This window comes from Yimella radicis, from assembly GCF_054778255.1.
On record NZ_BAAGZR010000001.1, the window covers coordinates 114,968 to 137,234 of the forward strand.

Here is a 22,267-nt window from a genome sequence, read left to right on the forward strand (position 1 = left end):
CAGTGTAGGGGCACCGCCCACGAACCGCCGAATCGCGCGGCCCCCGTAAGGTGCCGAAGGTGAGCAACCCACTCGTGCACCGCATGCAGGACTTCGGCGAGACCATCTTCGCCGAGATGACCCAACGGGCCCTGGCGGCCGACGCCGTGAACCTCGGGCAGGGGTTTCCGGACGCCGACGGGCCGAGCGCCGTGCTCGAAGCCGCCGTCGACGCCATCCGTGCGGGCCACAATCAGTACCCACCCTCGATCGGATTTCCCGACCTGCGTGAGGCAGTCAGCGAACATCAACGGCGCTTCCGCGGGGTCGAGGTCGACCCGGCGACCCAGGTGATGGCGACGGCCGGCGCCACTGAGGCGATCGCGACCACCATCCTGGCCCTGTGCGAGCAGGGAGACGAGGTCGTCACCTTCGAGCCGTACTACGACTCCTACGCGGCGTCGATCGCACTCGCCGGGGCGGTTCGGCGCACCAGCGTCCTGCGGTTCCCCGACTTCACGGTCGACGAGGCCTCGCTGCGCGCCGCGTTCAGCGAACGCACCCGGCTGGTGCTGCTCAACACCCCGCACAATCCGACCGGCAAGGTGTTCAGCCGGACCGAGATGGACCTCATCGCCGAACTCGCCCGTGAACACGACGCAGTGGTCGTGACCGACGAGGTGTACGAGCACCTGGTCTACGACGCAGAGCACATCGCGATGGCGTCGCTACCGGGGATGGCCGACCGCACGCTGACGATTTCCTCGGCCGGCAAGACGTTCGCGACGACCGGGTGGAAGATCGGTTGGATCACCGGTCCTGCCGAACTGATCACGGCGGTGCGGACCGTCAAGCAATTCGTGACTTTCTCCGGCGGCGCACCATTCCAGCCCGCGATCGCCACCGGCCTGCGACTGTCCGACACCTTCTTCGCCGAGTTGCGCGATGTCATGCGCGCCCGACGCGATCTGCTGGTCGACGGGTTGCGCGAGATCGGCCTGCCCGTCGCTGTTCCGTCCGGCGGCTACTTCGTCGTGGCCGACTGCTCGGCATGGGGGCCGGACGGCCTGACTGTGTGCCGGGAACTCCCGGCCAAGGCCGGCGTCGCCGCTGTTCCGGTGTCCGCTTTCCACGATGATCCTGCGGCAGGCGCCACCTTGGTGCGGTTCGCGTTCTGCAAGCAGCCCGCCGTCATCACCGAGGGCATCGACCGACTGCGTCGTACGTTCTCCACAGCCTGACGGTTGCCCTCCCGTTCGTCCACACGCATTGTCGCAGCGGTTGACGACGACGTGGTGCGGGCCCGACGGTGCAGGGATGAAGACTCTCCTGGCGATGGTCTGGCTGACCTCGACGTTCGGACTGACCGCCCCCGCCTCGTCCCCGCAGGTCGTGGTTCCGGCGACGCCGGTCGGTGATTACCGATGGCCACTGTCCCCCGAACCGTCCGTGGTCCGCCGGTTCGAAGCGCCGCCGCAGCGTTGGGCAGCCGGACATCGCGGAGTCGACCTGCTCGCCGCCCCATCGGTCGGTGTGCTCGCCGCCGGAGACGGTTTGATCAGTCACTCCGCAGTGATCGCGGGCCGCGGAACGGTGAGCATCACCCACCCCGACGGACGGCGAACCACATACGAACCCCTGGAAGCCCGGATCGCTGCCGGGACGCGGGTTTCTGCGGGTGACCTGGTCGGAACACTGTCATCGGACGGGAGTCACTGCGCACCGCGCGCCTGCCTGCACTGGGGATTGCTCGTCGGCAAGCGCGAGTACCGCGATCCGCTGACGCTGTTGCGTCCGTCGCGCGTCAGGCTGCTGCCGGTGCCCTGACTACTTCGCGGCGGGTTTCTCGGGCCAGGCGTTCGGGGTGCATCCGCCGAGGCCGAGGGTCTGCTGGCTCATCAACGGTGCGGGCTTACCCTTGCCGCCGCAGGTGACGTGCAGGAAGCCGAGCAGGTGTCCGACCTCGTGGTTGATCAGGTACTGCCGGTACGCAGTCAGATTCGTCCCGAAGTATTCGACGCCGTTCACCCAGCGCCAGTAGTTGAGGATCGCGCGCGGACGGTTCGCACAGCTGGTCTTCCCGTTCGTCGGGAGGGGCGCGCAGAGTTTGTCGACGGTCTTCGGTGCGGCGAAGGTGACGACGACGTGCGGCTTCATGCCGGCCTTGATCTGCTGAGCAGTCAGGTGCACGAACCGCACCGAGTGCGCTCCTTGCCAGCCCTTGGGGTCTTGGAGCACCTGCTGTGCGGTCCGCGCGAGAGCCGCCCCGTCGGCGCCGAGGCCGTTCTCGACCTCGACCGTGTAGGTCATCGCCTTCGCGGCTCCCGTCGAGTCGGCACCGGGCACCGCGAACGCCGTGAACTTCCCGGTGCCCACCGGCACGGGAACCGACGGACGCGGCTTCGTGCCGGACGCAGTGCTCGTGGCGGGGCTCGTGGCGGGGCTCGGCGTCGGTGACGAACCCGGCGAACGGCTCTGACTCGCAATCGGATCGGTCGAGGTCTCGCGTTCGGCGACTGCGACGCTCGAGTCGCCGAAGAGACGGAGGATGCCGAGCGTGATGCTCACGACAAGGAGCGCGATGAGCGCTCCGGCGACGGTGCGCCGCAGCCGGAAAGTGCGCTGCCGTTGCTGCTCCGCAGCCCGCCGACGAGCGATCTGTTCCGGCGTCGGACGCGGTCGCGGGTCACGCGGACGGCTCGGGGGTGCGGGAGGATGGTCAGGCACGGGGGTGAGCCTGGGTGAAGGAGCGACGCAGCCGCTCGACCGAAACGTGGGTGTAGACCTGGGTGGTCGCGAGGCTGGAGTGCCCGAGCATCTCCTGCACCATGCGTAGATCCGCTCCCCCTTCGAGCATGTGGGTGGCGGCGCTGTGCCGAAGGCCGTGCGGACTCAGGTCGGGGGCGTCGGGGACGTGCCGCAGCGCCGCCTCCAACGAGCGCCGGATCGTGCGTGGGTCGATGCGGGAGCCCCGACGACCGAGGAAGAGCGCAGGGCCCGATCCGGGGACGGCCAACTTCGGCCGACCTTCACCCAGCCAGTGTTCGATCGCGATGCCGGCCGGGCGGCCGTACGGAACCGTCCGCTCCTTCTTCCCCTTGCCGAGGACCCGGACGACCTGGCGGTCACGATCCAGATCGTCGATGTCGAGCCCGACCAGCTCACCGATGCGCAGGCCACTGGAGTAGAGCAGTTCGAGGGCCGCGCGGTCGCGCAGGTGCACGGGGTCGGAGTCGTCGGCTGCCATCTCGGCGATCCGCATCAAGTCGCCCGCCTCCGACTGCCGCAGAACGCCCGGGAGAGTCTTCGACTTCTTCGGCGAGGCCAGCCGCAGCGCAGGATCCTGTTCCAACTCACCGCGCCGTACGGCCCAGCGGAAGAAAGCGCGGACGCTGGTCGCTCTGCGGGCGATCGTCGACTTCGCCGCGCCGTCCTGCGACATCTGCGCCAGCCAGGACCGCAGGTCCGCCAACCGCACATCGTCCCAACGCTGAATACCTCGCTCGCCGAAGAACTGTGCCAACGCACTCAGGTCCCCGGCATAGGCCCGGACGGTGTGCTCCGACCGATTGCGTTCGACTTCGAGATGCCGCAGGAAGTCTGCGACAAGGACGTCGTCGAGCGGGCAGGCCATGCGCAAACGCTAGTCGCCCGATCGTGCGCCGGCGCCCTGAAACGCCGAGTCCCGTCTACCCGCCTGGCTCACCTCGTACGAGTCGCCAACCTCCGTTCCGTTGTTCGGCCAGACCGAGTGCGTTCAGTTCACCCAGTCCGGCCAGCACCTCAGCCACCGCCAGACCTGCCCGCGCCACGAGTTGGTCGACATTCACCGTTCTGGTTGCCGGGAAAGCGTCCCTGGTACGAGCCGCCACTTCCGAGACGAGATCGAGCAGAGTGTCGGGTTCGCGCCGATCGGGTGCAGCGCAGGCCTCGAACGGACCGAGCAGTTCGATCACCTCGCTCGCATCACACACCAGGTGCGCTCCCTGGCGGATCAGTTCGTGGGAGCCGGCGCTGGTCGCGGAGGTCACCGGTCCGGGCATCGCACCCACCGGGCGCCCGAGATCATTCGCGTAGCTCGCGGTGTTGAGCGATCCGGACCGCAGACCCGCTTCGACCACCACCGTGCCGCCGGTGAGTGCCGCGATCAACCGGTTGCGAGCAAGAAACCGGTACTTCATCGGTGTCTGTCCCGGCGGATACTCCGATACGAGGACGCCGTCGTCCCGGATGCGGTCCAGTAGGTCGCGGTGCGCCGCTGGGTAAGCACGGTCAAGCCCACAGGCGAGCGCGGCGACTGTCGCCGATCCCGAGCCGAGTGCTCCCTCGTGCGCTGCGGCGTCGATCCCGAATGCCGCACCCGAGACCACTGTGACGCCGTTGCTGCTCAGTTCGGCGGCCAGGGTCCGCGCGAGCGTGCTTCCGTACGGCGTGGCCGCCCGGGACCCCACGATCGCGACCGAACGGGCGACCAACTGATCGAGCCGTCCGTGCCCGCGCGCCCACAGACACCAGGGAGGCACGGCCAGATCGTCCAGGCCGGTCGGCCATTCGTCGTCGCCGGGGAAGATCGGTCGCATTCGCAGGCACCTTGCGGCGTCCAACAACCGATCGAGTTCGAGTTGTTCGATGCGTGCACGGCACCGTTCGAACGGTCCGCCGAGACCGTTCTGCACCGTCGTCCACGCGTCCTGGGCAGACAGGCCCACCAGCTTCGGGGTGACGACGCGATCGAGCGGTTCGACGGCGATGTTGAGCCGCAGCCTTGCCTCGCGTTCGGCAGTCAGGTGCCGCATTTCGGCGTCGAGCGACTGCCGGTGACCGGACTCGGTACTCATGCCGCCTCCTGTGCCGACCGCAGACCCAATGCCTGCATGAGATGTGGCGCCTGCGGGCGATCAGCGCCGGCGAGGTCGGCGAGTGTCCAGGCCAGGCGCAGGCAGCGGTCGTAACCGCGCAGCGTGAGGATCCCGCGGTCGAGCTGATGGTCGAGCGGCCGCGTGACCTCCGCGGGCAGTCGCCAGCGCCCGGACCGCAGGACGGCCCCGCTGACCGAAGAGTTCGTCGTCTGACCTTCGCTCGCCCAGCGTTCGCGCTGTCGCCGTCGCGCGACCTCCACCCGTTCGGCGATCACCGCGGAGGGTTCCTGGGGCGGCGCGTTCTGCACCTTCGTCACTGCCTGGACCTGCAACTGCACGTCGACGCGATCCATCAACGGGCCGGACAGCTTGTTGCGGTAGGTACGAAGAATCGTTGCGGTGCAACGACATCCACGGGTGAGGCCAAGGCCGCACGGGCACGGATTGGAAGCGAGGATCAGTTGGAAGCGCGCCGGGTACTTGAAGTAGCCCGCCGAACGCGCCACCTCGACCATGCCCGACTCCAGCGGTTGGCGCAGCGCGTCGAGCACCTCCCTGGAGAACTCCGGGCACTCGTCCAGGAACAGCACTCCACCGTGCGCGCGACTGATCGCGCCGGGCCGCACTTTCTGCGTGCCTCCGCCGACCATCGCCGCCATGCTCGCGCCGTGGTGGGGCGCCACGAACGGGGCGCGGCGCACCAACTCGCCGTCCTTCAACGCGCCGAGCACCGAATGGATCGCCGTCACCTGCAGCGCGGTCTCCTCCGGCAGTGGCGGCAGGATGCCGACCAGCCGCTCGGCGAGCATCGTCTTGCCGGCTCCGGGAGGCCCGACCATCGCAAGGTTGTGTCCGCCGGCGGCGGCGACCTCGATCGCGAACCTGGCCTCTGGCTGACCGATGACGTCGGCCATGTCGTGCGCTACGCGATCACCCCGCTTACGAGGGGCCGGCACGTCCGGCAACGGCGGGAGCGGCCGCCTCTTGTACACACACTGGTAGCGCTCGACGATCTGGGCCAGGGATGACGCCGGTACGACCTGGATCCCGCTCACCAGACTGGCCTCGCGCGCATTGCCCACCGGCACCACCACGGTCGAGACGCCGTGATCACGTGCTGCGAGCACCGCCGGCAGCACGCCCGCGACCGGACGAAGCATCCCGTCGAGTCCGAGCTCACCGAGGTGCACAATGTCACGAATCACGCTGGGATCCAGTGCTTTTCGTGTCGCCAACACGGCCAACGCGATCGCGAGGTCGTAGCCGGATCCTTGTTTGGTCAGCGCCGCCGGCGAGAGATTCACGGTGATCTTGTCGCGCGGGAGCAGGAGCGTGCTGTTGGCCGCAGCAGCTTTGATCCGGTCGGGAGCCTGCCGGCATGCGCTGTCGGGCAGACCGATGATCCCGAACGCCGGCTGCCCGGGGCTGGTGAAGGCCTCGACCTCCACGACCGTGCCGTCGATACCGTTGACGGCAACACACAGCGTCCGTCCCAGAGTCATGCGATGTCCCGCAGGTGCTCGAGGTCGACGACGCTGCCGTCGACCAACACGATGCCGATCAGATCGACTCGCACCTGACGGGCGAACAGACCTTGCTGTGACAGGTACATCCGCACGAGGCGGTGCAGCCGATCGATCTTCGCCTGCTTGACGGCTTCGACGGGCCGTCCGAAGTAGGCGGTCGTCCGGGTCTTCACCTCGACGGCGACCATGCATGCCTCGGCCTGGTCGTACGCGATCAGATCGAGCTCACCGGCAGGGCACCGCCAATTGCGTTCGACCACGATCCAGTCGAGTGATCGCACGTAGTCGGCGGCGATCTCCTCGCCTTCTTCCCCCAGCGACCGACGGTGCCGGGTCATTTCTTCGCTCATCAGCTCACCTCCGACGGTGAGCCTGCGACGACGCCCGAGAACGGGCGACCGCTCAGTGGCGGGCTGTGGACAACCCGGTACTCAGATCGAGGCTGTGGATCACTCCGGCATCTGCAGGTCGCGCGGCGGGAGTTCCTCGACGTTGACGTCCTTGAACGTCAGCACCCGCACGTTCTTCACGAAACGCGCCTGTCGGTACACGTCCCACACCCACGCGTCGTTCATCCGGACGTCGAAGAAGACCTCGGCGCCTTCGCCGCGCACCAGCACGTCGACCTCGTTGCACAGGTAGAACCGACGCTCGGTCTCCACGACGTGCGTGAACAGACCGACGACGTCGCGGTACTCCCGATAGAGCTGGAGTTCCTGCTCGGTTTCGTACTTCTCAAGATCCTCAGCGCTCACGCGCCCTCCTTCACGCTGGTGCGCTCCACTGTAGGCGTGCTGTCGCTGCCGGCGTCGCATCCGTCGAGCACCTGATCGGCTTGAGTGAATCGGCGCCAGGAGCGGCGGTGCAACTCGCACGGCCCGTGCTCATCGAGTGCGGCCAGGTGGTCGGGCGCGGAGTAACCCTTGTTACCGGCCCAGTTGTAATGCGGGTGCTGGTCGTGCAGGGCGACGAGGATCGAGTCGCGTTCCACCTTGGCCAGCACGCTTGCAGCTGCAACGGACGAACACTTCATGTCGGCCTTGATCATCGTCCGTACCGGGGGCGCGGGCGGCTGATCACTGACCAGAGCCAGCAGTCCTTCCTGGCGTGGGTCGGTCAACCAGTCGTGGTTGCCGTCCAGAATCACCAGGTCGGGCACGATCGTCAGTTGCGCGAGCGCGCGGCGTCCGGCCAACCGTAGTCCGGCGATGATGCCGATCTGGTCGATCTCGGCCGCACTGGCGTGGCCAACGGCGTGTTCGAGTGCCCAACGCCGCACTCGCGGAACCATCGCCTCACGGGCGCGCGGGCTGAGCAGCTTGCTGTCCTTCACGCCGGCGGGTGCGGTGCGAGTGCGCTCGTCGATGACGACGACTCCCACCGACACCGGTCCGGCCAGCGCACCGCGTCCGACCTCGTCCATTCCGGCGAGCACCCGGTAGCCCTCGCGTTGCAGCGCCCGCTCCGCTCGCAGGCTCGGCTTGCGGCCGACCGTCACTTGTTCGGCACCTTCTCGAACGTCGCGGGGTGGGCATCGACACTCTGCATCCGCGTCAGCGGCCAGGCGACGGCCACGACCTGTCCGGTGATGTCGGACTCGGGCACCGACCCCTTGCTCCCGGTGCCGTCATCATGACCGCGGGAGTCGTAGGAGGAGTCCCGGTTGTCGCCCATGACCCAGATCCGGTCCTTCGGGACGGTGACCGAGAAGTCGGTCTGGCAGGGCTTGACTCCAGGCTTGAGATACGGCTCGTTCAGCGTGACGCCGTTGACCTTCATCTTCTGGCCGGAACACGCCACCTCGTCGCCGGGCAGGCCGATGAGCCGCTTGACGAGGTGCTGAGCGCCACCCGGAAGGATGCCGACGAAGGTCAGGCCGTCCTTGACGACCCGCTTCACGGCGTTGCTGCTCTCGGGCGGCGGGGGTCCCCAGGTGGCCGGCTGGGAGAACACGACGACGTCGCCGCGATGCAGGTCGGAGTGTTGCGGGGTGAACTTCGAGACCACGATGCGGTCACCGATGTCGAGGGTGTTCTCCATCGACTGCGACGGGATGTAGAACGGCTGCGCCACGAAAGTCTTCACCAGGAACGACAGAGTCAGCGCGATGACCGCGACCACAATCGCTTCCTTCAGGACGCTGGCCTTACCGCGCTTGTGCTGGGCATCCTGCTGTTCGGGAACTTCGCCGGGCGCGTAGGAATCATCGACCTTGGCGTCGTCCGGGGTGCTACGCGAGGTGTCGTACGGGTCGTTCGCCTTCGCGGAGTCCGCGGAGTCGTTCGTCATGAATTCGGCACCTTGTCGAAGGTCGAGGAGAAATTGCTGAGACCACCCATTCTGTCCAGTGGCCAGACGATTGCAACTGCCCGCCCCGTGATCGAGTCGATCGGGATCGAACCCTGCAGGCCGCCGGATTCCTCATCGTGCGCACGGCTGTCGCTGGAACCGCTGCGATGGTCGCCCATCACCCAGGCTCGACCCTGTGGGACGACGATGTCGAACGGCTCGTCGCAGGCTTCGTCTCCCGAGTAGAGATAGGGCTCGGAGACCGGCTGCCCGTTGATCTTCATGCGTTCACCCGGCACGCAACTCACCGAATCACCGGGAAGTCCGATCAGCCGCTTGATCAGGTGGTCGTCGCCCTCCGGGTAGAGCCCGACGAACTGCAGCGGCTTCACGATCGCGTTGGCGATGGCACTGCGCTCGACGTTCGGCGACTCGAGCCAGTTCTCGTCGTCGGAGAAGACAACGACGTCGCCGCGCTTGAGATCGAACGGTCCGGGGGTCAATTTGCTGACGACCACCCGATCGCCGCGGACAAGGGCGTTCTCCATCGAACCCGACGGGATCCAGAACGGCTGCACCAGCAAGGTTTTCACGAGCACCGACAGGACGAGGGCAATGGCGACGACGATGCCGAGTTCACGCAGGAGGGACCGTGGACGACTCGACTTCTTCTCGCGCCCGAAGCGGCTCTTGCGGGGTGCCGCGGGGCCCGGAAGCCGTCCGACCTGGTTCGGTTCACCTCGCTTGGTGAGCTCCGCCAGTTGTTCGCGGGAGATGGACTCGGTCGCCGATACGTCCCGGTCCTGGGGACGCGGGAGCCGCCCGACCTGCTCGCGTTGCCCGTGTCGGCGCAGTCCGTCGAGCTCGTCGGCCGAGATGGCATCGGTCTGTTGGACCGATGAGTCCTGGGTGTTCGCCTTGAGGCGCTTCAGGTCGGCACGAGAAAGAGCACCGGTGACGGCGTCGTTCGTCTCGGGTTTCGACTCCTTGCGCGGCAGGCGGAACTGACGGTCATTCATCGTCCACACTCCCCCATCCGCTCTTCGGCCAGTATCTCCACACGACCTCTCCGATGACGTCGGCGGCCCGCACGCTCCCTCCACCTGGGTCTCCCAGGTGATTACGCGAGTCGTCCGACGCCGGTCGATTGTCACCCATCACGAAGTACCGCCCCGGGGGGACCCGGATGCGCAAGGGTGTCGTGCTCGCCAGCACCCCGGGTGCGAGGTACGGCTCCTGGACAACGACGTCATCGATGCGAAGCGTTCCCGCCTCGTCGACGGTCAGTCGTTCACCCGGCAGACCGATGACCCTCTTCACGTACACGCGCTCGTTCGGCCGGATTCCGAGGAAGTCGCCGATCCGCTGCAGCGTTCCTCGATCGGGGTGCTGATCGTAGAAGGCCTCGTCGGCGACGAACACCACCAGATCGCCGCGCTCGAGTTCGCCGTTCTTGGTGACGACGATGCGGTCTCCGGGTGACAACGTGGGTGACATCGACCGCGACGGCACGGTGTACGTCTCGAACACCAACGGACGAAGCAACACCAACACCGCAAGTGCGGCCAACACTGCGATCCACGCTCGCCGACGCCCGGAACGCCGAGGGGAAGCAGAAGGCGGCGACGCGTCCGAAGACACATCGCCGCCCTCGAGGGTCACGACTGGACTCAGGCCTTGCTGGCCGGGGTCTCGCGACGCTCCTTGATCTTGGCTGCCTTGCCGCGCAGTTCGCGCAGGTAGTACAGCTTCGCGCGACGCACGTCACCGCGGGTCACGACCTCGATCTTGTCGATGACCGGGGTGTGCAGCGGGAAGGTGCGCTCGACGCCGACGCCGAAGCTCATCTTGCGGACGGTGAAGGTCTCGCCCACACCGGCGCCGTGGCGGCGGATGACGACACCCTGGAAGACCTGGACGCGGGAGCGGTTACCCTCGACGACCTTGACGTGCACCTTGACGGTGTCACCGGCGCGGAACGCGGGGATGTCGGACTTCAGGCTCTTGGCGTCGAGCTCGTCGAACTTCTGCATGACTGCTGCTTCCTTGTGGCGCCACAGGTCGCCACGATTTCGTGGTTCGGAACGTGTCCCTTTCGGCCTCATGACCACCGGAACCTGCCGATGGGCCACTCCCCCTGCGGCGGGGGCCAGGACACAAGGATCAAGTTTGCCAGAGACTCGGCCCACCGGTGAAATCGTGCCGCTCCTTGACATGCAGCTCACGTCTGGTGATCCAGGTTGCTTCTGGCACCGCCGGCGGCACCAGTTGCGATCCGGAAGTCCGGACGCGGGCCGGGTCGCCAGTTACGCGTCCGGGTGAGACAGCCGGTAGGCGGCGTACATGTCCGGGCGCCGAGCCGAGGTGCGCTCGAGTCGCTGCTGGTGGCGCCAAGCGGCGATCCGTCCGTGATCTCCCGACAGCAGGATCTCCGGGACAACCAGGCCGTTCCAGTCGGCCGGCTTGGTGTAGACGGGATACTCCAGCAGGCCGTCCTCGTGCGATTCCTCCACGAGCGACTCGGCATTGCCGATGACGCCGGGCAGCAGTCGCGCGATCGCCTCGACCATCGCGAGCACCGCCACTTCGCCGCCGTTCAGAACGTAGTCGCCGAGCGACAACACTCGGACGTCGTAGTCGCGAGCTGCGTACTCGTAGACGCGTTCGTCGATGCCCTCGTAGCGACCGCAGGCGAAGACCAGTCGCTCCTTGCCCGCCAACTCGCGGGCGATCTGCTGGGTGAAGCGTTCGCCGCCAGGACCGGGGACGATCAGCGTCGGACGCGAATCATCGTCTGCAGCAAGCGAATCGAGGGCCTCACTCCACGGCTGCGGCTTCATCACCATGCCGGCGCCGCCGCCGTAGGGAGTGTCATCGACAGTGCGGTGCCGATCGTGCGTCCACGTCCGCAGGTCGTGCACGCGCAGGTCGAGGAGACCGTCACGGCGAGCCTTGCCGATCAGCGACAGGTCGAGGGGCGACAGGTACTCGGGAAAGATGGAGATGACGTCGAGGCGCACGCTCACTCCCCCAGTTCGAGCAGACCGGGCGGCGGATCGGCGATGACCTTGCCGGCGTCGAGGTCGACCTCGGGCACGATCTGCTCGACGAACGGCAGATAGGCGGTGCGGCCGTCCGGCAGCTCGATCTCCAGCAGGTCCTGTACCGGACGCGGATGCAACGCAACGACCTTCCCGAGGGTCGTGCCGGCGGTGTCGACGACGTCGAGACCGACGAGGTCGTCCTCGTAGAACCCCTCGTCGTCCTCCTCGTCGGGAGCGGCGAACAGACGGGTGCCACGGAGCGCCTCGGCGGCACTGCGGTCGCTCGCCTCCTCGAAGGAGAGCAACTGGATGCCGTTGTGCACGCGCTCGGCGCGGATCGTCAGCAATCCGCGATCGGGCTCGGTCGAGAAGCTCGCCCCCTCGACAAAACGCTCCTGCGGGGAGTCCGTGTGTACCTGCACGGTCACTTCACCCTTCAGACCGTGGGGTTTGCCGATGCGAGCGACGAGAACCTCATCCATGGGCGTCATCCTTCCAAAGTCCTCGACCAAGTCCCCCGTGATTCCTCGGTGGGCATCACCAGCGACAGTGCCGACACCATCACGGCACCGGCGAGCGGTAGCAACATCGCGTGCTGAATGCCGAACTCGTGAACGAGCAGACCCATGATTCCCGGGCCGACGAGCGTCGTCGCGTACCCACACGTGACGACCCGCGACATCGCGCGTCCGCCACCGAGCATGCCGGCCAGCCCGTAGATCTGCGGCGCAACGAGTGCCATTCCCGCACCGACGAGTGCCCAACCGAGCAGGAGCACCGGCATCGTGTGGCCCAACATCGCGATGAGATACCCGGTTGCTGCGACACCGGCTCCGATGCGCACGACGAGTCGGCGGCCGAACGTGTGCACCAAGGAGTCGCCGGACATGCGAACCCCGACCATGCACACCGAGAACGCTGCCAGACCCCAGGCCGCGGTCGTCGAGGAGACCTCGGCGACGTCGCGCACGTGCACCGAGGACCAGTCGAAGGCAGTGCCCTCGGCCAGACCGAAACCGACGGCCATGGCGGCCAGGATCCAGGCGACGCGGGGGACCTTCGTCCGCCCTCCCGATTCATCGGTGTGATCCATCGGCGCGGTGTCGGCCGCGAACCGGTGCAGCACGGGCAGATCGGTGGCGATCAGCACCGCCGCGATCACGAACGCAGCCACCGAGATCATGACCGCCCCACTGAACAACGATCCACACACGAGCACGATCAGCGCCCCCAGCAATGATCCGATCGACCAGCAGGCGTGAAAACGGCTCATCAGCGGACGTGGTCGCGCCTGTTCGACCTGCACGGCCATGACGTTCATCGTCGTGTCCACCAGGCCGTTGCCGAAGCCGTACACCGCCGCCACTGCGACGGCCACGGCCAGGTTCGGGGAGGCCGCGATGAGGAGCATCCCGGCCGCCATCACCACGGTGCCGAGACGCAGCGGACGCAGCGCCCCACCGTGGTCGGCCATGCGTCCCCCGATGTTGATACCGGCGATCGCCGCCAGACCGAAAGCCATCAGCAGAACGCCGAGCCCACGGGCGTCGGTGTTCCAGCGGTCGGCCAGCGTCGGCATCAGAGCGCCGACGGTGCCGACTCCGACACCGTTGACCACGAAGGTCGCGACCGTGGCCACGACGGCGTCGCGGCTGCTCAGTGCAGAACGCACTTGGTGAATCCTCTTGTGGCAGTAGTGGATCGGAGAAACGCGAGACTCCCCGGAGGTTTCCCTCCAGGGAGTCTCGTGCAGGTGTCGGCGATCAGCGGCTGCGATCGGTGTCGACGATGTCGACCCTGATGTTGCGGCCGGATGCCAGAGCCTGGACGACCGTGCGCAGCGCCGAAGCGGTGCGACCGGATCGGCCGATCACGCGGCCGAGGTCGTCGGGGTGGACGCGCACCTCCAGGAGTTCGCCGCGGCGAATCTCCTTGTGGCGCACCACCACCTCGTCGTCGTGCTCGACGATGCCCTTGACCAGGTGTTCGAGCGCTTCCTCGAGCACCGGATCAGCTCTCGGTGGTCTCGGCCTCGGCCTCGGCCTTCGCCGAGTCCGGGGTCTCGTCGACGGTCACGGCCTCGTCGGCTTCGACCTGCTCGACCGTCTTGGCCTCGTCCTTCTTCGGGGACTCCGCCTTCTTCTTGGCGGTGGTCGCCGAGCCCTTGTCAGCCTTGTCGGCACCGTCCTGAGCGGCCTTGAGGGCCGCCTCGTACAGAGCCTTCTTCTCCGGCTTGGCTTCCTTGACCTTCAGGGTGCCTTCGGCGCCGGGCTCGCCCTTGAACTTCTGCCAGTCACCGGTGACCTTCAGCAGCGCCGCGACCTGCTCGGTCGGCTGCGCGCCGACGCCGAGCCAGTACTGCGCGCGCTCGGAGTCGATCTGGATCAGGCTCGGCTCTTCCTTGGGGTGGTAGAGGCCGATCTCCTCGATCGCGCGACCGTCACGCTTGGTGCGCGAGTCCATGACGACGACGCGGTACTGGGCGTTGCGGATGGCGCCGAGGCGCTTCAAACGAATCTTGACTGCCACAGTTGTGGTGTCTCCTGTTCATAGTTATGAGCGGCGGCAAGACCGGGTGAAGTCCACACCGGGGAGCCGTCGCTCGGGGCCGTAGTCCCTCGCCGCCGGGCGCGCGAACGAGCCGTGTGCGAGTGGGTACGCGATCCATCATGCCAGAGCAGCCCGTGACCCTCCCAATCCGAAGTCTCACTCCGCCGGGGCGTGCTTCTCCAGGAACGCGTAGATCTCGGTGTCGTCGACGCCGGGAAAGACTCCCGGCGGCATGGCCGCCAAGAGGTGCGAGTGCACCCGCGCGGATGGCCACGCACGTCCGTCCCAGCGTCCGGCGAGGTCGGTGGGCGGCTGCAGGCAGCACGAAGGATCGGGGCAGCGCGACTTCGACCGCTCCTGGGTGTCGCGGCCGCGCATCCACTTCACGTGCTGATACGGCACACCGACGTTGACCGAGAACGATCCGGCCGGCGTGCGGTCGACGACGGCGGTGCACCAGTACGTGCCCGAACGGGTGTCGGTGTACGCCTGGTAGGCCTTCGTGAGATCAGGCTGCTCGAAGACGCGGCGCGCGGTCCACTGGCGGCACACCCGCTGCCCCTCGATCGCACCCGTCGTGTCGGACGGGAAGACGATGCCATCGTTCTCGTACGCCTTGTAGATGACACCGTCCTGGGAGATACGCATGAAATGCACCGGAATGTCGAGGTGCTTGGTCGCCAGGTTGGTGAAGCGGTGAGCTGCGGTCTCGTACGACACCGCGAACGCGTCACGCAGGTCCTCGATCGCGATGTCCTTCGCGGTCTTGGCCGATCGCAGGAGGGAGACGGTGTCCTTCTGCGGCATGAGCAGCGCGGCGGCGAAGTAGTTGATCTCGACGCGTTGCGACAAGAACTCCGAGTAGTCGGCCGGGGGACGGTGCCCGAGGACGAGGTGGCCGACCGCTTGCATCGCCAGCGAGCGTGAATCGTGTTGCCCCGCTTCGGGTTGCGGCAGGTAGATGCGCTTGTTGCGCAGGTCGCTGACGGACCGGGTGGACGTCGGCAGGTCGGACGTGTGCACGAGTTTGTAGCCGAGGTGCCCCGCGATCCGGTCGATCGCGGCGCGACTGATCGGACCACCCGGGTGGTTGATCGACTTCAGCAACTGGGCGGCTTCGTTCTCGAGTTCACCGAAGTAGTTGTCGGCCGAGCGCATCCGCTCGCGCAGCTCACCGTTGGCCCGGCGTGCATGTTCGGGTGTGGCCGCCTGATCGGCCTGCGCCGATGCCATCGCCTCATGCATTCCGACGAGGGCTTCGAGCGCCTCCATCGGCAGCCGCGGACCGATCTTCACCTTCGGCAGACCGAGCGACTCGTAACTCTCGGCACGCTGCGCCTTCTCCAGCCGAATCTCCAGGGCCGCGCGCCGGCTCGGCGGAGTTGCTGTCAGGAAGTCCTGCACGGACGCGTCCAGCACCTTGGCCAGAGCCGCCAGGACCGACAACCGCGGCTCACGCTTGCCTGTCTCGATCAGCGACAACGCGGACGCCGAGATGCCGATCGCGTCGGCGACGTCACCGAGCGTGCGGCCCGCCTCCTGGCGCACGTGCCGCACCCGGCGTCCGATGGTCAGCGGGTCGGGGGCAGCGCTGTCGAGATCGACCTGTTCTCCCGGCGCCTCGGGCTCGGTGAGGCGGCCGATTGCGGCAACGGAGTTCATACGCCCCACCCTGGCGCGACCCTTGGAGGCGGTGCGACGTAGGTCACTCGAAACAGACGTCATGGCTGCATGCTACATAAAAATTCGTGGATATTTACATCGGCAACCCGGTTACTTTCGCGTCAGGCGGGTCAAGAATCGAGATGCAGCAAGTATTCCACCGAACGAATGAGGAGCCATGACCGACCACAAGCAACTGTCCGCCGAAGAGCTGGCCAAGGACTGGGAGACCAACGAGCGCTGGAAGGGCATCGACCGCGATTACACCGCGGAAGACGTCGTCAAGCTGCGTGGCTCCTTCCCCATCGAGTACACGCTCGCGCGGCGTGGCTCCGAGCAGCTCTGGGAGAAGCTGCACACCGAGGACTTCGTCAACGCCCTCGGCGCCCTGACCGGAAACCAGGCCGTCCAGCAGGTGAAGGCCGGCCTCAAGGCCATCTACCTGTCGGGTTGGCAGGTCGCCGGTGACGCCAACCTCTCCGGCCACACCTACCCCGACCAGTCGCTCTACCCGGCCAACTCGGTGCCGTCCGTCGTCCAGCGCATCAACAACGCGCTGCTGCGCGCCGACCAGATCGAGCACTCCGAGGGCATCAAGACCGTCGACGAGTGGGTCGTGCCGATCGTCGCCGACGCCGAGGCCGGCTTCGGTGGACCGCTGAACGCGTACGAGCTGATGAAGGCCATGATCGCCGCCGGCGCGTCCGGTGTGCACTGGGAGGACCAGCTGGCCTCCGAGAAGAAGTGCGGTCACCTCGGTGGCAAGGTGCTCATCCCGACCCAGCAGCACGTGCGCACCCTCAACGCCGCTCGCCTCGCCGCGGACGTCGCGGGCGTGCCGAGCGTGGTCATCGCCCGCACAGACGCCGAGGCCGCGACGCTCATCACGACCGACGTCGACGACCGTGACAAGGAATTCCTGACCGGCGAACGCACCGGAGAAGGCTTCTACAAGGTGCGCAACGGCATCGAGCCGTGCATCGCCCGCGCCAAGGCGTACGCGCCCTACTCCGACCTCATCTGGATGGAGACCGGCACGCCTGACCTGGAGCTTGCTCGCAAGTTCGCCGAAGCGGTCAAGGCCGACTTCCCCGACCAGATGCTGGCGTACAACTGCTCGCCGAGCTTCAACTGGAAGAAGCACCTGGACGACGCGACGATCGCGAAGTTCCAGCGTGAACTGGGTGCGATGGGCTTCAAGTTCCAGTTCATCACCCTGGCCGGCTTCCACGCGCTCAACTACTCGATGTTCGACCTGGCCCACGGCTACGCCCGCAACCAGATGTCGGCCTACGTCGAGCTGCAGGAGCGCGAGTTCGCATCGGAGGAGCGCGGCTACACCGCCACGCGTCACCAGCGCGAGGTCGGCACCGGCTACTTCGACATGATCTCCACCGCCTTGAACCCGGACAGCTCCACCACCGCGCTCAAGGACTCCACGGAGACCGCTCAGTTCCACAAGTGAGCACCACCTAGTACCACTCGGGCTCCTGCGGTCAACTGGCTCCGGTCGCAGGAGCCCGAGTTCTCAATCAGCACAACGCAACCCGCGAGTCAGAACCAGCCGGCACAGAGCCGGGGCCCCTGAAGGAGGCACGTCATGAATCGACCCAACGGCACCCCGACGGTGCGTGGAACCATGCACCCCCGCTTCGACGAGATCGTCACCCCCGAGGCCCTTGCGTTCGTAGCCAAGCTCGACGCCGAGTTCGCCGGCCGCCGGGCCGAGTTGCTCCAGGCACGTCGTCAGCACTCACGCCGGATCAGCCAGGGCGCAAACCTCGACTTCCTGCCCGAGACCGCGTCCATCCGCGAGGACACCTCGTGGCGGGTCGCCGATCCGGCACCGGGCCTGGAGGACCGCCGGTGCGAGTTGGTTTCCCCGGCCAACCGCAAGATGGCCGTCCACGCCCTCAACTCCGGCGCCGACATCTGGCTCGCCGACCTCGAGGATGCCACCGCGCCGTCCTGGAAGAACCTCGTCCAGGGTCAGCTCAACCTGTTCGACGCGGTGCGGGGCCAGCTGAGCTACGACGAGTCCAACGGCGAGCGCCTGTCCGTCGGTGAACACCGTCCGACCCTGATCATGCGTCCGCGTGGGTGGCACCTGTGCGAGAAGCACCTCGCCGTGGACTCGCGTCCGATGTCGGCTTCATTGGTCGACTTCGGTTTGTACTTCTTCCACAACGCCCAGAAGCTGATCGACCTCGGTGCCGGTCCGTACTTCTACCTGCCGAAGATCGAGAACCACCACGAGGCCCGCCTGTGGAACGACGTCTTCGTCTTCGCGCAGAACGAACTCGGCATCCCGCAGGGCACTATCCGCGCGACCGTGCTCATCGAGACGATCACCGCGGCGTTCGAGATGGAGGAGATCCTCTACGAACTGCGCGAGCACTGCTCGGGCCTCAATGCCGGACGCTGGGACTACATCTTCAGCTACGTGCGCACCTTCGCTCACCGCGGCGAGGAGTTCGTGCTCCCCGACCGCGACAAGATCACGATGACCACCCCGTTCATGCGGGCGTACACCTCGTTGCTGGTCTCGACCTGTCACAAGCGCGGCGCGCACGCCATCGGTGGCCCGGCCGCGGTCAATCCGACGCTGCAGGACGAGGAGCGCCGCCTGCGCGCGCTCAACGTCGTCCGGGCGGAGAAGGAGCGCGAGGCTGCTGAGGGCTTCGACGGTTCATGGGTCGCTCACCCGGCGCTGGTCGAGACCTGCCGGACCGCGTACGCGGCCGTCCTCGGCACCAAGCACGACCAGCGTGATGTCCAGCGCGACGTGCAGGTGACTGCGGACGATCTCATCTCGCTCGACGGCGTGCAGCAGACGATCAGCCTGCAGGGTGTGCGCACCAACGTCTCGGTCGCGCTTCGCTACCTCGCCTCGTGGATCGGTGGACGTGGCGCGGTCGCGATCGACACTCTGATGGAGGACGCGGCAACGGTCGAGATCAGCCGAGCCCAGTTGTGGCAGTGGCTGTTCCACGAGTCGCAGTTGGCCGAGGGTCCGTTCGTGACGCGTGACCTGCTCGACCGGGTGGTCGACGAGGAGATGACCAAACTGACCCGCGGCTTGGACGACCGACACACCGAGCGCTACCAGCAGGCCCGCGGTGTGCTGGAGGAGACCGCGTTCGGCGACTACCTGCCGGGCTTCTTCACCACCTACGCGTACGTGCGATACCTGATCGACCGTCCGCTGCGGATCAGCGGACCGATCGACAAGGAAGACATCCGCCAGTCGGAGATGGTCGACAGCTCGGCGAAGGCCGGTTCGGCCGCCTGACACACGACCGCGAAAGTCCGCGGATCTGCGAGGTCAACTCGCCGGATCCGCGGACTTTCGCGTTGTTCAACCGAGAGCGAGGGCGCGGGCCTCAAGCGCAATTCGTGCGATGGCGGCGGGACCGGTGGCGCCTGCATGGACGAACAACACTCGCTCGGACTGAACGTCTGCCCTTCGTAGGATTTCGTCGACGACGGCGGATCCCGTTGTGCCCGAGCCGATCTCAAGCACCGCTCCCCCAGCCGCGTCGGCCAGTACCGCCGCCGTCTGCTCCGGACTGAGCACTGCGTCGGACAGGACGGGGACGCCGAGTTCGCACGCCAGGTCCCGGGCCGTCGGAGACGGCCCACCTGCGGACTCCACGACCACGGTGACCCTTGGATGGTCGTTGGGCCGGTACGCGACGGGATGTTCCTCAGCGGTGATCGCGTACGAGTCGTGGTCGCGCCAACTCGCCGGTCTGCCCGCGCCCTCGAGCCAGAGCATCCGCTTCATGTGCCGTTCACGCCGAAAACCGATGGACCGCAACAGACCTGCCGACCGGACGTTGGCCGGTTGCACGTTCGCTTCGAGGCGATGCAGACCCATTCCGTAGGGCTCGGCGGTGAAGACAAGACCGAGCAGGACGCGCATACCCTCGGCGAACAGGCCCGTGCCGGCGTACGGGTCGTAGGAGTTGTAGCCCATCGTCGCCGATTGGAATCGTCCGCGAATTAGGTTGGAGACATTGACGATTCCGACGATCGCGTGATCGCCGACGGGTTTGCGGGCGTGGATGACGAATGTACGGTGAACCGAACTCTGGCGCTCGAGTTGCCCGGCGAGGTCGCCCGGGTCGACCGGGTTCCACTCACGGATTCGCTCGGCCGAGCGGGCAACGGCCCGCATGTACGGGACGACGTCAGCCTCGTGCACGGTCGCGACCCACACCCGCTCTCCGTCCGCTCGCAGAGGCGGCAAGGGACCAGACATGGGGAGTCAGACGACCTGACCGCGCAACACGACCTGCTGCGGGTCCTTGAGCACGCCGACGTCCTCGCGTGGGTCGGACGCGTAGACCACGAAGTCGGCGCTCTGGCCTTCCTCGATGCCCGGACGCTCCAGCCAGGCTCTCGCCCCCCAGGTCGCGGCGCTCAACGCTTCGAGGTTGGTCATGCCCGCCTTCACGAACTCGGCCACTTCGTCGCCGACGAGTCCGTGCGGCAATTGCCCGCCCGCGTCCGTGCCGACGTAGATCTTGACGCCGGCCTCGTGGGCGGCGGCGACCGTCTCGAACCGGCGGTCGTACAGGTCGCGCATGTGTGCGGCGTACTTGGGGAACTTAGCCTCACCGGCCTCGGCGAACTTCGGGAAGTTCTCGATGTTCACCAGCGTCGGGACGATCGAAATCCCTTGAGCCGCAAACTGATCGATGCTCTCGGTGGTGAGACCGGTGGCATGTTCGATGCAGTCGGTGCCGGCTGCGGCGAAGTCGAGCAGCGACTCCTCGCCGAAGCAGTGCGCGGTGACCCGTGCGCCTTCCTCGTGCGCTGCGTCGATCGCCGCCTTCAGCGCTTCACGTGGCCAGCACGGCGCGAGGTCACCGCGGTCGCGGTCGATCCAGTCACCGACGAGCTTGACCCACCCGTCGCCGCGCCGAGCTTCCTGGCGGACGTAGGCGACGAGGTCTTCGGGTTCGATCTCGTGCGCGAAGTTGCGGATGTAGCGCTTCGTGCGAGCGATGTGGCGGCCGGCCCGGATGATGCGCGGCAGGTCGTCGCGCTCGTCCATCCAGTGCGTGTCGACCGGTGAGCCGGCGTCCCGCAGCAGCAGAGCGCCCGCCGTCCGATCGGTGATCGCGTGTTCCTCGGCCCGCTCCTGCGTCACCCCACCGGTCGCCTCGAGACCGACGTGACAGTGCGCGTCGACCAGCCCCGGAAGGACATAGCCCGACACGGTGTCGACGTCGCCGGACAGCGGCCGGTTGAAGGTCACCCGTCCGTCGACCACCCAGAGTTCGTCACGAACCCCGGTCTCGGAGACCAGGATCTGGCCCTTCACGTGCAGGACGGCGCTCATGTCCTGACACTATCGGGCGGGGCAACCCCTCAGTCCAGCGAACGTTCGCGCTGTCTGCTTGGCGTCGGCGAAATCCCAAGTGCGGGAAAGGGATCGGCGATCGAGCACATTGTTCTCAGTCCCGGTCGGCTGCGAGGAAAGGGCGGATCGTGCTCAAGAAGACGTCCGGCTTCTGAGAGTGCGGCCAGTGGCCCACGTCCTTGATGGTCACCAACCGGACGCGTGGAAACAACGCCCTCATCGCGTCGGTGTTGCGCGGCTGCACGTAACCCGAGTCACTGCCTGCCACCCATAGGGTGGGCCCTTCGTACGGCTGGGCAGCGGACGCGACGTCCTGCGGCCATCCCCCCAGATCCGCCAGTGAGCGGGCGATCAGGTCGAGGTTCATCTGCCAGCGCCAACCGTCGTCCTCGCGGCGCAGGTTCTGCAGGAGAAAAGCGCGTACACCCGCATCGTCGACCCATTCCTGGGCAGTGCGGTCGGCGTCCGACCGGTTCTCGATGCGGCCGAGGTCCATCGCCTGCATGCCCTCGACGTAATCGTCGAAGGTGGTGAGCCCACCGTAGGAGACCGGCGAGATGTCGACGACGATCAGTCGCTTCACGAGTTCCGGGTGCTGCAACGCCAGCAGCATCGCGGTCTTTCCACCCATCGAGTGGCCGAGAACGATCCACTGCTCCCCCGGTGCCGATCGGTCGAGTTCCTCGGCAACGGCGTCGGCCATCGCTTGGTACGAGAAGTCCTGGGTCCAGGTCGACCGTCCATGGTTCGGCAGGTCGATCAAGGTCGACCGGTACTGGTCACCGAGAGCTTTGGCGATCTGGTTCCAGTTCTTGCCCTGACCGAACAGCCCGTGCAGGAAGGCGATTCGCGGACCCTGCGAGCCGACGGACGTGGTGTGCAGACGGGGCGACACGGTTCTCCTGATCGACGTGGTTCGAACGGCGACAGCCTAACGCTGCGTGTTTCGCCCGACCTCTGTCACTGAGCGGCACACCGGCGCATAAT

24 protein-coding genes are annotated in these 22,267 nt (G+C 66.9%); 4 read left to right on the top strand and 20 right to left on the bottom strand.

From position 1 onward, the window contains the following. The first annotated feature begins 59 nt into the window (after nucleotides 1–59). Together ACYU8W_RS00540 and ACYU8W_RS00545 are read left to right on the top strand one after the other, a co-directional pair. On the top strand, nucleotides 60–1,220 hold the full coding sequence (locus ACYU8W_RS00540; RefSeq protein WP_499465764.1) for a pyridoxal phosphate-dependent aminotransferase: 1,161 nt from the start codon (nucleotides 60–62) through the stop codon (nucleotides 1,218–1,220). 76 nt (nucleotides 1,221–1,296) lie between these two features. Beyond that, nucleotides 1,297–1,806, top strand: a complete 510-nt coding sequence (locus tag ACYU8W_RS00545; RefSeq protein WP_240795983.1) for a M23 family metallopeptidase — start codon at nucleotides 1,297–1,299, stop codon at nucleotides 1,804–1,806. Here ACYU8W_RS00545 and ACYU8W_RS00550 read toward each other — a convergent pair whose 3' ends face one another. From ACYU8W_RS00550 to ACYU8W_RS00630, 17 genes are all read right to left on the bottom strand, one after another. Next, nucleotides 1,807–2,706, bottom strand: coding sequence for a DUF3152 domain-containing protein (locus ACYU8W_RS00550; protein ID WP_499465766.1), 900 nt, complete (start codon nucleotides 2,704–2,706; stop codon nucleotides 1,807–1,809). After that, nucleotides 2,699–3,613: a tyrosine recombinase XerC gene (locus ACYU8W_RS00555; protein ID WP_499465768.1), complete on the bottom strand. Its 915-nt coding sequence runs from the start codon at nucleotides 3,611–3,613 to the stop codon at nucleotides 2,699–2,701. Before ACYU8W_RS00555 ends, ACYU8W_RS00550 begins: the two co-directional genes overlap by 8 nt. 55 nt (nucleotides 3,614–3,668) lie before the next feature. Then, on the bottom strand, nucleotides 3,669–4,817 hold the full coding sequence (gene dprA, locus ACYU8W_RS00560) for a DNA-processing protein DprA (RefSeq protein WP_141928924.1): 1,149 nt from the start codon (nucleotides 4,815–4,817) through the stop codon (nucleotides 3,669–3,671). Beyond that, nucleotides 4,814–6,340: a YifB family Mg chelatase-like AAA ATPase gene (locus tag ACYU8W_RS00565; protein WP_499465770.1), complete on the bottom strand. Its 1,527-nt coding sequence runs from the start codon at nucleotides 6,338–6,340 to the stop codon at nucleotides 4,814–4,816. Before ACYU8W_RS00565 ends, dprA begins: the two co-directional genes overlap by 4 nt. Then, on the bottom strand, nucleotides 6,337–6,714 hold the full coding sequence (locus ACYU8W_RS00570; protein WP_499465772.1) for a YraN family protein: 378 nt from the start codon (nucleotides 6,712–6,714) through the stop codon (nucleotides 6,337–6,339). Before ACYU8W_RS00570 ends, ACYU8W_RS00565 begins: the two co-directional genes overlap by 4 nt. A 99-nt stretch (nucleotides 6,715–6,813) precedes the next feature. Further along, nucleotides 6,814–7,119, bottom strand: a complete 306-nt coding sequence (locus tag ACYU8W_RS00575) for a DUF2469 domain-containing protein (protein WP_115922624.1) — start codon at nucleotides 7,117–7,119, stop codon at nucleotides 6,814–6,816. After that, complete coding sequence (rnhB, locus tag ACYU8W_RS00580; protein ID WP_499465774.1) at nucleotides 7,116–7,862, bottom strand: ribonuclease HII; 747 nt, start codon at nucleotides 7,860–7,862, stop codon at nucleotides 7,116–7,118. The genes ACYU8W_RS00575 and rnhB overlap by 4 nt, the downstream gene beginning before the upstream one ends. After that, nucleotides 7,859–8,653, bottom strand: coding sequence for a signal peptidase I (gene lepB / locus ACYU8W_RS00585; RefSeq protein WP_499465775.1), 795 nt, complete (start codon nucleotides 8,651–8,653; stop codon nucleotides 7,859–7,861). Before lepB (ACYU8W_RS00585) ends, rnhB begins: the two co-directional genes overlap by 4 nt. Further along, nucleotides 8,650–9,672, bottom strand: a complete 1,023-nt coding sequence (lepB, locus tag ACYU8W_RS00590) for a signal peptidase I (protein ID WP_499465777.1) — start codon at nucleotides 9,670–9,672, stop codon at nucleotides 8,650–8,652. The genes lepB (ACYU8W_RS00585) and lepB (ACYU8W_RS00590) overlap by 4 nt, the downstream gene beginning before the upstream one ends. Continuing rightward, nucleotides 9,665–10,225: a signal peptidase I gene (gene lepB / locus ACYU8W_RS00595; protein ID WP_168990306.1), complete on the bottom strand. Its 561-nt coding sequence runs from the start codon at nucleotides 10,223–10,225 to the stop codon at nucleotides 9,665–9,667. Before lepB (ACYU8W_RS00595) ends, lepB (ACYU8W_RS00590) begins: the two co-directional genes overlap by 8 nt. Nucleotides 10,226–10,323: 98 nt before the next feature. Beyond that, nucleotides 10,324–10,686: a 50S ribosomal protein L19 gene (gene rplS, locus ACYU8W_RS00600; protein ID WP_129627415.1), complete on the bottom strand. Its 363-nt coding sequence runs from the start codon at nucleotides 10,684–10,686 to the stop codon at nucleotides 10,324–10,326. Nucleotides 10,687–10,959: 273 nt separating this feature from the next. Continuing rightward, nucleotides 10,960–11,673: a tRNA (guanosine(37)-N1)-methyltransferase TrmD gene (trmD, locus tag ACYU8W_RS00605; protein ID WP_129627418.1), complete on the bottom strand. Its 714-nt coding sequence runs from the start codon at nucleotides 11,671–11,673 to the stop codon at nucleotides 10,960–10,962. A 2-nt stretch (nucleotides 11,674–11,675) separates the two neighbouring features. After that, nucleotides 11,676–12,179 (bottom strand): ribosome maturation factor RimM, encoded by a 504-nt coding sequence (gene rimM, locus ACYU8W_RS00610; RefSeq protein WP_499465780.1) that lies wholly within the window; start codon nucleotides 12,177–12,179, stop codon nucleotides 11,676–11,678. A gap of 5 nt (nucleotides 12,180–12,184) precedes the next feature. After that, nucleotides 12,185–13,369, bottom strand: a complete 1,185-nt coding sequence (locus ACYU8W_RS00615) for an MFS transporter (protein WP_499465782.1) — start codon at nucleotides 13,367–13,369, stop codon at nucleotides 12,185–12,187. Between the two features lie 91 nt (nucleotides 13,370–13,460). After that, nucleotides 13,461–13,703: an RNA-binding protein gene (locus tag ACYU8W_RS00620; protein ID WP_115922617.1), complete on the bottom strand. Its 243-nt coding sequence runs from the start codon at nucleotides 13,701–13,703 to the stop codon at nucleotides 13,461–13,463. A 4-nt stretch (nucleotides 13,704–13,707) separates the two neighbouring features. After that, on the bottom strand, nucleotides 13,708–14,226 hold the full coding sequence (rpsP, locus tag ACYU8W_RS00625; protein WP_129627427.1) for a 30S ribosomal protein S16: 519 nt from the start codon (nucleotides 14,224–14,226) through the stop codon (nucleotides 13,708–13,710). A 177-nt stretch (nucleotides 14,227–14,403) separates the two neighbouring features. Further along, nucleotides 14,404–15,909: a helix-turn-helix domain-containing protein gene (locus tag ACYU8W_RS00630; protein ID WP_499465784.1), complete on the bottom strand. Its 1,506-nt coding sequence runs from the start codon at nucleotides 15,907–15,909 to the stop codon at nucleotides 14,404–14,406. A gap of 178 nt (nucleotides 15,910–16,087) precedes the next feature. Here ACYU8W_RS00630 and aceA point away from each other — a divergent pair, with 178 nt between their 5' ends. Together aceA and aceB are read left to right on the top strand one after the other, a co-directional pair. Further along, nucleotides 16,088–17,374: an isocitrate lyase gene (aceA, locus tag ACYU8W_RS00635; RefSeq protein ID WP_129627433.1), complete on the top strand. Its 1,287-nt coding sequence runs from the start codon at nucleotides 16,088–16,090 to the stop codon at nucleotides 17,372–17,374. A gap of 135 nt (nucleotides 17,375–17,509) precedes the next feature. Then, nucleotides 17,510–19,201: a malate synthase A gene (aceB, locus tag ACYU8W_RS00640; RefSeq protein WP_499465786.1), complete on the top strand. Its 1,692-nt coding sequence runs from the start codon at nucleotides 17,510–17,512 to the stop codon at nucleotides 19,199–19,201. Nucleotides 19,202–19,267: 66 nt separating this feature from the next. Here the strand turns inward: aceB and ACYU8W_RS00645 are convergent, their stop codons facing one another. The 3 genes from ACYU8W_RS00645 to ACYU8W_RS00655 form a co-directional block, all read right to left on the bottom strand. Beyond that, complete coding sequence (locus ACYU8W_RS00645; RefSeq protein ID WP_499465788.1) at nucleotides 19,268–20,131, bottom strand: GNAT family N-acetyltransferase; 864 nt, start codon at nucleotides 20,129–20,131, stop codon at nucleotides 19,268–19,270. Between the two features lie 48 nt (nucleotides 20,132–20,179). Next, entirely contained in the window at nucleotides 20,180–21,259 is a 1,080-nt protein-coding gene (locus ACYU8W_RS00650) for a metal-dependent hydrolase family protein (protein ID WP_141928946.1), read from the bottom strand. A 115-nt stretch (nucleotides 21,260–21,374) separates the two neighbouring features. Beyond that, nucleotides 21,375–22,175, bottom strand: coding sequence for an alpha/beta fold hydrolase (locus tag ACYU8W_RS00655; RefSeq protein ID WP_129627446.1), 801 nt, complete (start codon nucleotides 22,173–22,175; stop codon nucleotides 21,375–21,377). Nucleotides 22,176–22,267 lie beyond the last annotated feature (92 nt).

Coding starts and splice junctions, on each gene's coding strand:
- ACYU8W_RS00545 (WP_240795983.1), top strand. CDS start 1,297: ATGAAGACTCTCCTGGCGATGGTCTGGCTGACCTCGACGTTCGGACTG.
- ACYU8W_RS00555 (WP_499465768.1), bottom strand. CDS start 3,613: ATGGCCTGCCCGCTCGACGACGTCCTTGTCGCAGACTTCCTGCGGCAT.
- dprA (WP_141928924.1), bottom strand. CDS start 4,817: ATGAGTACCGAGTCCGGTCACCGGCAGTCGCTCGACGCCGAAATGCGG.
- ACYU8W_RS00565 (WP_499465770.1), bottom strand. CDS start 6,340: ATGACTCTGGGACGGACGCTGTGTGTTGCCGTCAACGGTATCGACGGC.
- ACYU8W_RS00570 (WP_499465772.1), bottom strand. CDS start 6,714: ATGAGCGAAGAAATGACCCGGCACCGTCGGTCGCTGGGGGAAGAAGGC.
- lepB (WP_499465775.1), bottom strand. CDS start 8,653: ATGACGAACGACTCCGCGGACTCCGCGAAGGCGAACGACCCGTACGAC.
- lepB (WP_499465777.1), bottom strand. CDS start 9,672: ATGAATGACCGTCAGTTCCGCCTGCCGCGCAAGGAGTCGAAACCCGAG.
- rplS (WP_129627415.1), bottom strand. CDS start 10,686: ATGCAGAAGTTCGACGAGCTCGACGCCAAGAGCCTGAAGTCCGACATC.
- rimM (WP_499465780.1), bottom strand. CDS start 12,179: ATGGATGAGGTTCTCGTCGCTCGCATCGGCAAACCCCACGGTCTGAAG.
- ACYU8W_RS00630 (WP_499465784.1), bottom strand. CDS start 15,909: ATGAACTCCGTTGCCGCAATCGGCCGCCTCACCGAGCCCGAGGCGCCG.
- aceA (WP_129627433.1), top strand. CDS start 16,088: ATGACCGACCACAAGCAACTGTCCGCCGAAGAGCTGGCCAAGGACTGG.
- aceB (WP_499465786.1), top strand. CDS start 17,510: ATGAATCGACCCAACGGCACCCCGACGGTGCGTGGAACCATGCACCCC.
- ACYU8W_RS00650 (WP_141928946.1), bottom strand. CDS start 21,259: ATGAGCGCCGTCCTGCACGTGAAGGGCCAGATCCTGGTCTCCGAGACC.